Raw genomic sequence first — 13,071 nt, 5'->3', positions numbered from 1 at the left:
GATATGTCACAGGATCTCGGCAAACTGCGCGTGATAGAGCTGCTCATAATAACCCTTCTTTTCCAGCAGCTCATGGTGGGTGCCCTGCTCCACGATATTGCCGTCCCGCATCACAAGGATCAGGTCGGCGTTGCGGATGGTGGACAGACGGTGTGCGATGACAAAGGAGGTGCGGCCCTTCATGATATTCTGCATGGCATCCTGGAGCATGTGCTCCAGACGTGTGTCTACCGAACTGGTGGCCTCGTCCAGGATAAGGATGGGCGGGTCGCACAGCACGGCCCTGGCAATGGTAAGAAGCTGTTTCTCACCCTGGGAAATGTTGCTGGACTCCTCGTTTAGTATCATGTCATAGCCCTCCGGAAGGGTGGTTATGAAATGGTGTACATTGGCTATCTTTGCGGCCCGGATGATCTCCCCGTCCGTGGCATCGTCCTTTCCGTAGGCAATATTTTCACGGATCGTGCCCTTAAAGAGCCAGGTGTCCTGAAGCACCATGCCGAATTTGGAGCGCAGGTCCTTCCGCTTCATATGGCGGATGTCAATGCCGTCAATAAGAATGGCGCCTGACGTTACATCATAAAAACGCATGAGAAGATTGATGAGGGTGGTTTTTCCCACACCGGTGGGTCCCACGATAGCAACCATCTGCCCGCTTTTTACATTGGCGTTCAGCCCCTGGATCAGGGGCTTTTCTGCTGTGTAGGAGAAATGTACGTCATCAAAGACTACATTTCCCTCAACATGCTCCGGCGCCGGGATACAATGGTCATCCTCTGTTTCCTCCTGCTCATTTAAGAATTCAAATACACGGTGTACGGCCGCGGCGGAGGACTGGAGGGCGGAGGACAGCTGGGTCATCTGTGAAAGCGGCTGGTTCACCTGCCAGATGTAACGGATAAATGCCTGGAGCTGTCCCACCGCGATGACTCCGGACAGGGCATACAGGGCGCCCATGATGGCGATACATCCAATGCCCACATAGGTTATAAAGGATACCAGCGGGGACATCAGGCCGCTGATGAACTGGGCCTGGAAGCCGTTGCGGCAGAGTTCGTTGTTGGCCTTCATGAAGTCTGAGAGGGCATCCTCCTGCTTTCCAAAGAGTTTGATCTCATTAAATCCCGTAAAGCTTTCCTGCACCACTCCGCTCAGCGCACCCAGGGCATTCTGCTGCTTCTCAAATAGGGGCTGGGATTTTTTTACGATCAGCTTGGATATAACAACAGAGCCAAGGATGATCAGCATGGAGGCCAGGGCCATTTTCCATTGAATGGAAAACATCATGGCGACAGCCAGGGTGAGCCCCAGGATGGCATTGAGTATCTGGGCAAAGCTCTGCTGCAGCGCATTGGATATGGTTTCCATGTCATTGGATACGCGGCTCATGGTATCCCCCAGGGGATTCTGGTCAAAATAGGAGATGGGCAGGCGTCTGATCTTGCTCTCCACATCATTCCTCAGGTCCACCATGGCGCTTTGGATGGCATCAGTGAGCAGGAACTGGTAGGAGCAGTTGCACAGGGCTCCTGTGAGGTAAACTACCAGCAGAGTGGCTACGATCCTGTAAATGACAGCGAAGTTGACCCCGTGTCCGGCCGTCACATCGTTAAACAGCTGGGTGGTGATCATGCCCTCCAGGGTTGGACTGATGGCGATCAGGCAGGAGGCCGCAATGATCAGCAGGATGGCTCCTGTTATTTTAAAACGGTATGCTTTCAAATATGGAATCAGGCGTTTCATTCCTGTATTGTTTTGTTTCATTGTGCTAATTCCTCCTCTGACAGCTGGCTGGTGGCGATCTCATGGTAAATACTGCAGCTTTTAAGAAGTTCCCTGTGGGTTCCCATGCCCACCACGACCCCCTCGTTGAGGACAATGATCTTGGTGGCGTCCATAATGGATGTGACCCTCTGGGCCACGATCAATGTAATGGCACCCTTTGTCTCCTCTTTTAATTTTTTTCTCAGGTTTGCGTCTGTTTTAAAATCCAGGGCGGAAAATGAATCATCAAATATATAGATATCGGGCTTACGCACCACGGCTCTTGCAATGCTGAGCCTTTGGCGCTGGCCGCCGGACACATTGCCGCCGCCTTCCTCGATCATTTCATCAAACTGGTGAGGTTTTTCCGTGATAAAATCATAGGCCTGGGCCACTTTTGCGGAGTGCTCCACCTCGGACCGCACTGCATCGTGTTTGCCGTAGCGGATATTTTCCGTGATGCTTCCTGTAAACAGCAGGGCCTTTTGGGGAATGAACCCGATCTTTTCCCTCAGGGCCTTTAAATCATATTTGCGCACATCCACATTGTCAATGCGGATGCTTCCTGAGCTGATGTCATAGAACCTGGGAATCAGGTTGATCAGCGTGCTTTTCCCGCTGCCCGTGCTGCCGATAAAGGCAACGGTATCCCCACGCCCGGCTTCAAAGGTGATGTCCCTGAGAACAGGGGCTTCCCCGTCCGGGTACTGGAAGGATACATGGTCAAAGACAAGGGTGCCGCTTTCATCCCCTGAGAGCACGGGATTTTTAGGATTCTGGATCAGGGGCTGTTCATCCAGAAGTTCCTTGATCCTCCTGGCGCTGATCTCGGCCCTTGGATACATGACAAACACCAGGGAGAACAGCATCATGGAAAACATGGCATGGAACATGTATTCCTGGAAGGCCACCAGATTGCCCACCTGGAGGCTGCCCATGTCAATGAGCCTGCTGGAGAGGATAAATACTATGGATACGGCCAGATTCAGCAGCAGAAAGAAGGATGGCTGGGTCACCGACATCAGCTTAAACAGCTTCCTGGCATTTTTGGCATAATCCTCATTGGCATCGGAAAAACGCTCCGTCTCATATTCATCCTTACAGAATGCGCGGATCACACGGACACCGGTAAGGTTTTCCCTGGTAATCCTGTTCAGGCGGTCCAGCCCTTTCTGCTGTCTGGTACTGATGGGGTTGCTGGTCCTGGCAACCAGATACACGCCCAGGCAGATGACAGGAACACATCCCCCTATGACCATGGACAGGGTCACGCTGGTGCGGATGACCATGAACATGCTGATGATGATCATAATAGGGGTGAGCAGTGCGGTGCGCAGTATGATATTAATGAACTGCATCAGGATGAATGCATCATTGGTGGTCCTTGTGATCATACTGGATATTCCGAACTTGTTATATTCCGTGTGGGAAAATTCCTGGGCCTTTCTGAAGATGTCATTGCGGATATCTCTGGTGATCCTGGTACTCACCTGGGAACTGCAGTAAGCCAACAGGACGTTCCCGATCCCTCCGGCAATGGCCACGGCCAGGATGGCGGCTCCCATTTTGTAAATATAGGCGCGGTCATTCAGCACAATGCCGTTGTCGATCATCCTGGATACAATGGTGGGAATGCCAAGCTCCGCGGCGGCAAAGCCCAGGATGGCCAGGATATTAAAAAATACATAAGTTTTATAGCGTTTCAGATAATGTAGGATCAGATACATCTGGACACTCTCCTTTCAGTTGGAACAGCCGGATCTGCTTTACTGCTCCGGATAACCGTACTATTGTAAGGTATAGTGTAACCCGATAGTCAATAGGATATTTGGAATTTTACCATTTGGAATTTTAGTTCCGTCAATGGCTTATGACAGTTCCAGCCGCAACCCACAACAGCTCCGGCCGCGACTCACAACAGTTCCAGCCATGCCTCATAGTAGTCGCAGCGGTATCCCTCGCTGGCTGTGAGAAGATACCGGCCGGCCAGAGCCCCGGTCTGGTATCCCATCCCGCGGGCTGCCTTTACAAAGTCCCGGGCATTGTGGGCAGAGGGGAGGGCTGCGTTTACCTTGAGGATACCTTTCAGGTAAAGGCAGGGAACGGCGTCTGCGGGGCGGAGGATGGTGCCGGTGATGGCCGTATCCGGACCGTCAGGTAAAATGCCGGATGGTGCCGGGTCCAGGAATACCCCGTACTGTGACTCCTGTGATGTCTCCGGACGGATCAGAATCGCGGTCTGGTAGGGATCGTTTACATAGACCTCAAGGGCATGCTTATCATCTGATGCAAACAGCTTCATGGCGGGGAGCCGGTCCGTGGCCGTCTCATAGTGAGAGTGGTCCATCTCCAGGATGTGGCGGACCATGGCCTGCCGTGTGTGCAGCTTGTCCAGGGTCCGGCGGATCAGGACGATCTGCTCCTCCAGGTGCTTTGCATTGGCGTCCAGGGTTTTGCCCACCTCTTCCACGCTCATTCCGGGAATGGCCTTTATTTCCTTAATGGACAGGGAAAGGCTCCGGTAAAACATTACATCGCAGATATCCACCATGGTCTGGGAGGTGGGACGGCGGTAATTGTTATCAGCGGTGCGCTCAAATCGGACCAGTCCCTCATCATCCCAATACCGCAGGGCGGAGGAGGGGATGTGGAAGAGTTCGGATACTTCCTTAATCCGGTTGATCTGCTTCATGTTTTGTTTCATTCATTTGCCTCCAATTCGTATCAGTGTACTCTCATAAAAAGTATTCTCATAAAAGGGTATTCTCATAAAAATGTAATTGACTTTCAAGTAACTTTAAGGTTTATACTGGTGTAAGTGTATCAGAGAAATGGAGGTTTGTCATGTTAAAACGTTTTTTTAAAGCGGTTTTGCCGTCCATGCTTGCATTTGCATTTTCAGGACTATATACCATTGTGGACGGCTTTTTTATAGGAAGGAACATTGGTGACCTGGGGCTGGCGGCTGTAAATATCGCTTATCCCATGGCCGCGCTGGTTCAGGCGGCAGGCACGGGGATCGGGATGGGAGGCGCTGTCTGGATCACGCTCCACAGGGGAAAACAGGAGGAAGGGCAGGAGATGGAGTGCCTGGGAAATACCATGACCCTGCTGCTGTCAGGCGGCCTTCTTGTGATGGCGCTGCTGTTTGGGGTATGCGGTCCAGTGCTCCGTATATCAGGGGCAGAGGGACGGGTATACCAGGAGGCCATGATCTACATTCAGATCCTGGCAGGCGGCTCCCTGCTGCAGTTTTTTGCAACCGGGTTTGCGCCCCTGATCAGGAATTATGACGGAGCGGTGACCGCCATGATCTCCATGATCGCCGGGTTTGTCACCAATATTGTGCTGGATTACCTGTTTGTGGCCGTGTACCATTACGGAGTTGCGGGAGCGGCCGCGGCCACGGTGATCGGACAGGGGGTGACCGTGGTTCCCTGCCTGGTCTTTATGTGGTCCAGGATCCGCGGGCTGAAAAAGAAGGACTTTATCTTAAAGGGGAGCCAGGCTGCAAAAATCATAGGCACGGGTATTTCACCCTTTGGGCTTACTATTTCCCCATTTATTGTGATCATGCTGATCAACAGGAGCGCGTCCGTGTACGGCGGGGAGGCGGCTGTGGCTGCCTATGCGGTGGTCTCCTATGTGGTGGCCATTGTACAGCTGCTCCTTCAGGGGATCGGTGACGGCAGCCAGCCCCTTATGAGCTTTTATCTTGGGATCGGAAAGCCGGAATTGGCCGGAAAGGTCAGAAACATGGCGTATATTTTTGCCGTCTCAGTGGCATTGGCCAACGCGGCAACGCTGTACCTGCTAAGGGAAATGATACCCGGGTTTTTCGGAGCGTCCGGCCTGGTTTCATCCATAGTGGCAGGAAGCCTGCCGGTGTTTTCCCTGGGGTTTATCTTCATTGCCTTTTGCAGGACAACAACCTCCTATTTTTATGCCACCAAGCGGAACCTGTTCTCCTATGTCATGGTGTATGGGGAACCTGTGGTCTTATGCCTGCTTCTGTTTTTTGGGCTGCCGCCCGTCATGGAACTTTATGGGGTGTGGCTCTCGGTTCCACTGACCCAGGCGGTGCTGGCAGCTGCCGGCATGGCGCTTTTGCGAAAGGAACAATCCCTTTGCAGCAATTATGTAGCGGAATGATTGTGGATAATAGATAAAAAAATACAGAACAAGTTCAGAAATCACGACAATATTACTCGAAACACGGTTTTTCCCCTCCATCTTTTCTGATATGATGAAAACATCAGAAAAGATAGGAGGGGTATTTATTATGAAGAAAAAACTGGCACTATTGTTGGCATGCACCATGGCAATGAGCCTTACCGCATGCGGCGGCGGAAAGACCGAGACTCCAACCACAGCAGCTCCCGCAACAACTGCGGCAACAGAGGCATCCAAGGAGGAGACCAAGGAAGCGGCAGCAGATACCACAGCGGCGGAGGCGGCAGGCGGTGACATGGACGCTCTGATCGAGGCTGCAAAGGCCGAGGGCGAGTTGACCGTATACGGTTCCTGTGAGGAGGAATATCTGTCAGCGGCATGCAAGAACTTTGAGAGCCTGTATGGAATCAAAACCAAGTACCAGAGGCTTTCCACCTCAGAAGTTTACACCAAGATCTCTGAGGAAGCCGGCAAACCTTCTGCCGATGTATGGTTCGGCGGAACAACCGATCCCTATAACGAGGCGGTAGCAGACGGGCTTTTGATGGAGTACGATGCCATCAATGCAAAGAACCTGATCAATGACAATTACAAGGATCCTACCAATTGCTGGTATGGGATCTACAAAGGAATCCTGGGCTTCATGGTGAACACCGAAGAACTGGACCGCCTTGGCCTGGAAGCTCCCAAGACATGGGATGACCTTACAAAGGAAGAGTACAAGGGCCTGATCATGCTGTCCAACCCCAATACCGCAGGAACAGCAAAGCTGCTGATCAACACCATGGTTCAGATGAAGGGCCATGACGAGGCAATGGAATACTTTAAGAAACTGGACAAGAACATTTCCCAGTATACCAAGTCCGGCTCCGGCCCATCCAAGATGGTAGGCCCAGGTGAGTGTGTCATCGGTATCGGTTTCCTCCATGACGGTATTTATCAGATCCTTCAGGGATATGACAATATCCAGCTGATCGTACCCGAAGACGGAACCTCCTTTGAGGTTGGCGCAACTGCGATCTTTAACGGATGCACCCATCCAAACGCAGCCAAGCTGTGGATCGAATACGCACTGTCTCCTGACTGTGTGGACCATGCAAAAGAAAATGGCTCCTACCAGTTCCTGGTTCTGAGCAATGCGACCCAGCCAGAGGAAGCAACCAAGTTTGGTCTGGACATGAACAATACCATCGATTATGACTTCGAGGATGCAAAACAGAACAGCGCCAAATATGTAGAAGATTTCTTTGAGGCACTGGGAAGCTCTGCAGACAGCGCAGACAGCAGCCGTTTCCTGACTGAGTAATCGATCCGAGAATGATAGTTTAGGTTATTGAGGGAGTGCTGCGTAATGCGCCAAACGTACATTACGCAGCATTCTCTGCTTTAACAGACATGTAAATGGGGAGCGCACAGGCGTTCCCGGACAGAAAGGGGGGCCTCATCGTGGCCAGAAAGCAAAGCGCAGAGCTTGAGCGCAAGAAATTTTTCTCAGACCCCATCCTGGTGAGCATGATCGTGGTACTGCTCATCTTCCTGGCGCTGTTTATCCTGTATCCTCTTTTTATGCTGTTGGTTGACAGCTTCCGTACAGAGGAGGGCGGTGTCACTCTGGATGTGTTCAAACGGGTCTTAAGTCTGGAACGGTTTCAGAAGGCATTTAAGAATACGGTGGTGCTGGGCCTGATCACAGGGTTTACGTCCACTGCCATCGGACTTTTATTCGCCTATGTGGAGGTTTATGTAAAGCTGAAAACAAAAATACTGGAAAAGCTGTTTTCCCTGGTATCCATGCTGCCCGTAGTGTCCCCGCCTTTTGTGCTGTCCCTTTCCATGATCATGCTGTTCGGGCGCAGCGGCATCATCACCCGGTCCCTGTTGGGAATCTATGATTCCAATGTGTACGGGTTAAAGGGGATCGCCATTGTGCAGACCCTGACCTTTTTCCCGGTGTGCTACCTGATGTTAAAAGGCCTTTTGAAAAATATCGATCCCTCTCTGGAGGAAGCCACCAGGGATATGGGAGCGACCAGGTGGAAAGTGTTCACCAGCGTGACATTCCCCCTTCTGCTCCCCGGACTGGGAAATGCTTTTCTGGTCACCTTCATCGAGTCTGTGGCCGACTTTGCAAACCCCATGCTTATCGGAGGTTCCTACGATACATTGGCAACCACCATCTATCTCCAGGTCACAGGCGCCTATGACTCCACCGGAGCGGCTGCCATGGCCGTGGTGCTGCTTTCCCTGACCGTGGTGCTGTTCCTGATCCAGAAGTATTATCTGGAAAAGAAGACAGCGGCTACCCTGACCGGCAAGGCATCCCGCATGAGGATGCTGATCGAGGACAGGAGCGTGACCGTGCCTTTGACCATATTCTGCGGACTGGTGGCGGCCTTTGTCCTTCTGATGTACATCATGGTTCCCTTTGGAGCCATGTTCACCCTGTGGGGTAGGGATTACAGCCTGAGCCTTAAATGGTTCCAGTATATGTTTAAGACCAGCGGGTTAAAGGCGTTTAAGGACTCCTTCGTGCTCTCAGCCATTGCGGCCCCGCTGACCGCCTTTTTATCCATGGTGATCTCTTACCTTGTGGTCAAGAAAAAATTCAAGGCCAAGGGATTCATTGAATTTGTATCCATGCTGGCCATGGCGGTTCCCGGTACGGTCCTGGGCATCGGATATATCCGCGGCTATGCGAGGGGGCTGTTCGGAACAGGCATCATGAGCGGCCTCTACGGCTCAGGTCTGATCCTGATCATTGTGTTCATTGTGCGAAGCCTTCCCACCGGCACCAGAAGCGGTATCTCCGCCCTGCGCCAGATCGACAAGTCCATTGAGGAATCCGCCTATGACATGGGAGCGGGTTCCGCCAAGGTGTTTATGACCGTAACCCTGCCGCTGATCAAGGATTCATTCTTCAGCGGGCTTGTGACTGCATTTGTGCGCAGCATCACGGCAATTTCCGCCATTATCCTGCTGGTGACACCGGACTTTCTGCTTATCACCTGCCAGATCAATGAACAGGCGGAAAAAGGCAATTACGGCGTGGCCTGTGCTTACGCAACCGTGCTGATCATCATTACATACGGCGCTGTGCTGCTGATGGATACGCTGATGAAGTTCTTTGGTGTCAGCAGGAAAATTAAGGCAGAGGAATAGAGGGAGGAAGATAACATGGAAAAACAGAAAAAAGGCGTCCGTCTGGACCACATTTCCAAAATATATACGGATCCAAAAACAGGAAAAGAGTTCTATGCAGTGCAGGACACAACGCTGGACATAGAGCCGGGATCCTTTGTCACCTTGTTAGGGCCGTCCGGCTGCGGAAAGACCACCACCCTTCGTATGATCGCTGGGTTTGAGAGCCCGGACGAGGGGGATATCTTCCTGGGGGATGAGAACATCAATGCCCTGACGCCCAACAAAAGGGATACGGCCATGGTGTTCCAAAGCTACGCCCTTCTGCCTCATTACAACGTGTTTGACAATGTGGCCTATGGCCTTAAGATACGCAAGCTTCCCAAGGAGGAGATCCATGAGCGGGTCATGAATATCCTTAAGCTGGTGGAGATGGACGGAATGGAATCGCGTATGACCAACCAGCTGTCCGGCGGCCAGCAGCAGCGTGTGGCCCTGGCCAGGGCCCTGGTGATTGAACCCAGCGTTCTGCTGTTTGACGAGCCGTTGAGCAACCTGGATGCCAAACTGCGCGTGACCATGAGAACGGAGATCCGAAAGATCCAGCAAAAGGTGGGGATCACGGCCATCTATGTAACCCACGACCAGTCCGAGGCCATGAGCATTTCCGATAAGATCATTATCATGAGCCAGGGCAAGGTGGAGCAGATCGGCACGCCCAGGGAAATCTATTATCATCCCTCCTCCAAGTTTGTGGCTGACTTTATCGGAGAGGCCAATTTCCTGGATGCAAAGGTGAAAACCGTGAACGGTGAAAAGGCTGTGATCGATGTGGTGGGACAGGAGCTGGAGGTTAACAACTTTGCCCACGCAGAGCCGGGGGCGGATGCCACTTTGGTGATCCGGCCTGAGGGAGCAACCCTGGCGGAACAGGGGCTTTTAGAGGCAACGGTCAGTCTGTCCACCTTCATGGGTTCTTATCAGTACTATGAGGTTATGGTGGGAGCCATGCTGCTGGAGATCACGGACTATAATCCGGTGAACCGGCGCATCTACGAGGTGGGTGAGAAGGCGTATCTGGATTTCGACCCCAAGGGGGTTTACATTCTTTAAGCCGGTTGATACAATAAAATGATGGAACAGTTCAGGACCGGTTTTTCCGGTCAAGAAGATAAGCCTTTCAGAACAGTTACGTTATGGCACATGTTCGTATCATACCAGTGAGGATCGTGAAACCGATGAAAAAGAATTGGAACATATATATGGCGGCCATAGGGATTGCCCTCTGCCTGGCGGGATGCGCAGGCAGAGGGCAATCCGCGGCCGCGGAAGGTGAGACGGATGAGGTGCTGGTGATATACTGCCCTCATCCGTTGGAGTTTATAAACCCCATTGTGTCGGAATTTGAGAACAGGACCGGGGTGAGGACCTATGTACAGACCGGGGGCACCGGGGAACTGCTTCAGATGGTGGAGGAGCACCGGGAGCCGGCCTGCGACATTTTCTGGGGAGGTTCCCTTTCCACCACCAGCCCCAGGCAGGAGCTGTTTGAACCCTATGTAAGTAAAAATGAGGACATGGTGCGGGAAGAATTTAAGAACCTGGGAGGCAGCCTGACCCGTTTTACGGACATGCCCAGCGTGATCATGGTGAATACCAATCTGATCGGGGACACGGTGGTGGAGGGGTATGAAGACCTGCTGAAGCCGGAGCTCAGGGGAAAGATCGCCATGTGCAATCCCTCCACCTCATCCTCTGCCTATGAGCATTTGATCAACATGCTTTATGCCATGGGGGACGGGGACCCGGAAAAGGGATGGGATTATGTGGAGCAGTTCTGCCGGAACCTGGACGGAACCCTCCTTGGCGGTTCGGCTCAGGTTTACCAGGGAGTGGCAGAGGGACAGTTTGCGGTGGGGCTTACCTTTGAGGAGGGAGGGGCCCACTATGTGGCCCAGGGGGAACCGGTCCGGTTGGTTTATATGAAGGAGGGCGTCATTTCCACCCCGGATGTGGTGGGCATTGTCAAGGGCAGCCGCCATATGGCGGACGCAAAGGATTTTGTGGATTTTGTCACGGGAAAGGATGCCCAGACCGTGATCGCGGACCGACTGGTCCGCCGTTCGGTGAGAAAGGATGTGGAGGAGCCGGAGTATCTGCCGGACAAGGATAAAGTACATATCATCTATGATGACCTGGACCTGGTCAACAGCAGGAAAAAGGAGTGGCTGGAACGGTTTGCAGAGATTTTCCGGCGGGTGTCCGATGGAGGGCAGGCCGGATGAAGAAGGAGAAATATTTCAGGGATGAACTCCAGCACATGTTCATCTCCTATGCCATTGTGCCGGCTGTGATCTTCACTCTGCTGTGCGGCCTGTTCTTTATGGCGGCCCTTCTCCACGGGAGAAAGAGCATCACGGAAGAGAACAACGCCTATGCGGCCGCACAGCTGGAGCAGATCCTTAAACGGTATGAGGACGGGATCAAACAGCTGTCCGCCAGGCCGGAAATGTTTGGGGAAACCATGGACACCAGGAGCAGGGCCGGAATATTTGAGGAATTCTATGGGATCACCAACAGCCTGGATGTGAAGGGAGACCTGTTTGTCATGGACCGGGACCGGAATATCCTTTTGTCCAGCCGTGGGGACAGGCCGGCTTACCTGGACGTGCCGGAGGGGGTGTCGTGGGGAATCTTCTGGTATATGGACAGCCGCCCGGGACAGACCGCGGTAAAGCTGGTGGAGGGATGGCGGAGCCAGCAGAGCACCATTGCCCTGGGACGGAGCGTGGAGCGGGAGGGGCAGACCGTGGGATATGTGGTGTGCGCCATTCCAGGCAGCCAGATACAGCAGATACTGGACCGCCTGGAGACCCAGACCATTATTACGGACTCCTATGGGTGGGTGTTTGCTGGCAGCAATTATAACTTTATCAGCAAAAGCAACCAGGTCCTGGGGGTTCTGGAGCGGGCCGGACATTATCTGTCCTATGACAAGCAGATGTACCTGGTGTCCGGCAGCCAGGTGTACCACCGGCTGTTCAACGTCTACTCCATCTCGGACATACAGAACATTGTTATTTCCCTGTCTCTCAGCAGCATGCTGGTGATCACGGCCCTGGCCATGATGACCCTGTGGATGCTGTTCCGGGCCAGGAAGGTGACGGAGACAAAGACCGAGGACTTTTACCGGATCCTGGATGTGATGGAAAATGCCAGGTCCGGCGACCTGGAAAGTTCTATCCAGATCGACAGCGACAATGAGTTCCGCATTATTGCAGATGCGTTCAACGAGACCATCGGCAGCCTGAAGCTGCAGATGGAGAATAACCGGAAGATGACCGAACTGGTGGCAATGGCCCAGAACAAGCAGCTGGAGTCCCAGTTCAACCCCCATTTCCTTTACAACACATTGGAGAACATACGTTATATGTGTAAGCTGGAACCGGCCACAGCGGAGCGAATGGTATTTTCCCTGTCCAACCTGCTGCGCTACAGCCTGGACGGCAGCAAGGACCAGGTGACCCTGAAGGAAGATATGGAGCATCTGGAAAATTATCTGACCATTCTAAAGCGCCGGTTCGGCCCCCGTCTTGGATTCCAGGCGGAGATCGAGCCGGAAGCCATGGAGTGCAGGATCCCCAAGCTGGTCCTTCAGCCCATGATCGAGAACTCGGTAAAATACGGGTTCGGGAACCAGCTGAACCTGAAGGTGGAGATGAAGGTGTATATCCATGAGGGAAAGCTGATGATGATCTGCCGTGACGATGGGGTGGGCATTCCCCAGGAGACACTTAGTGAACTGAACGCCATGCTGGAGCAGAAGGAAAATACCAGCCGGCATTCAGGCCTTTACAACATACACCGGAGGATTACGATCCTGTACGGAAGGCCGTATGGGGTGGAGATCCGGAGCACGGAGGGGCATGGGACCACCCTGGTTGTGACCCTGCCCGTGGTCCGGGAGGAAACGTAGAATCAGATACAGTACCCGGG

General features: G+C 52.9%; 9 protein-coding genes. 6 read left to right on the top strand and 3 right to left on the bottom strand.

Annotated elements, in window-relative coordinates:
- Nucleotides 1-6: 6 nt before the first annotated feature.
- The 3 genes from ABID13_RS17625 to ABID13_RS17615 all read right to left on the bottom strand — a co-directional run bounded on the left by ABID13_RS17625 (nt 7) and on the right by ABID13_RS17615 (nt 4,468).
- A complete protein-coding gene (locus ABID13_RS17625) occupies nt 7-1,764 on the bottom strand; it encodes an ABC transporter ATP-binding protein (RefSeq protein WP_007869052.1) in 1,758 nt (585 codons plus the stop codon).
- Nucleotides 1,761-3,491 carry an ABC transporter ATP-binding protein gene (locus ABID13_RS17620; RefSeq protein ID WP_007869046.1) on the bottom strand — a complete coding sequence of 577 codons (1,731 nt, stop codon included), beginning with the start codon at nt 3,489-3,491 and terminating at the stop codon, nt 1,761-1,763. The genes ABID13_RS17625 and ABID13_RS17620 overlap by 4 nt, the downstream gene beginning before the upstream one ends.
- Before the next feature lie 185 nt (nt 3,492-3,676).
- Nucleotides 3,677-4,468 carry a MerR family transcriptional regulator gene (locus ABID13_RS17615; protein ID WP_082173993.1) on the bottom strand — a complete coding sequence of 264 codons (792 nt, stop codon included), beginning with the start codon at nt 4,466-4,468 and terminating at the stop codon, nt 3,677-3,679.
- 140 nt (nt 4,469-4,608) lie between these two features.
- On the opposite strand from ABID13_RS17615, the gene ABID13_RS17610 reads away from it, so the two are divergent.
- The 6 genes from ABID13_RS17610 to ABID13_RS17585 all read left to right on the top strand — a co-directional run bounded on the left by ABID13_RS17610 (nt 4,609) and on the right by ABID13_RS17585 (nt 13,051).
- Nucleotides 4,609-5,916, top strand: coding sequence for an MATE family efflux transporter (locus ABID13_RS17610; RefSeq protein WP_045091460.1), 1,308 nt, complete (start codon nt 4,609-4,611; stop codon nt 5,914-5,916).
- Nucleotides 5,917-6,046: 130 nt separating this feature from the next.
- Complete coding sequence (locus ABID13_RS17605) at nt 6,047-7,243, top strand: ABC transporter substrate-binding protein (protein ID WP_048930976.1); 1,197 nt, start codon at nt 6,047-6,049, stop codon at nt 7,241-7,243.
- 140 nt (nt 7,244-7,383) lie between these two features.
- Complete coding sequence (locus ABID13_RS17600) at nt 7,384-9,096, top strand: ABC transporter permease (RefSeq protein WP_007869037.1); 1,713 nt, start codon at nt 7,384-7,386, stop codon at nt 9,094-9,096.
- Nucleotides 9,097-9,111: 15 nt separating this feature from the next.
- Nucleotides 9,112-10,188, top strand: coding sequence for an ABC transporter ATP-binding protein (locus ABID13_RS17595; RefSeq protein WP_007869034.1), 1,077 nt, complete (start codon nt 9,112-9,114; stop codon nt 10,186-10,188).
- Nucleotides 10,189-10,313: 125 nt separating this feature from the next.
- Entirely contained in the window at nt 10,314-11,360 is a 1,047-nt protein-coding gene (locus tag ABID13_RS17590; protein ID WP_048930975.1) for an extracellular solute-binding protein, read from the top strand.
- Nucleotides 11,357-13,051 carry a sensor histidine kinase gene (locus ABID13_RS17585; protein WP_007869031.1) on the top strand — a complete coding sequence of 565 codons (1,695 nt, stop codon included), beginning with the start codon at nt 11,357-11,359 and terminating at the stop codon, nt 13,049-13,051. Before ABID13_RS17590 ends, ABID13_RS17585 begins: the two co-directional genes overlap by 4 nt.
- Nucleotides 13,052-13,071: the final 20 nt, after the last annotated feature.

Source organism: Enterocloster citroniae, assembly GCF_040545455.1.
GTDB classification, from domain to species: Bacteria; Bacillota; Clostridia; order Lachnospirales; family Lachnospiraceae; genus Enterocloster; species Enterocloster citroniae.
Note: the sequence above shows the minus strand (reverse complement) of the source record. Positions and strands in the feature narration are given on the sequence as shown.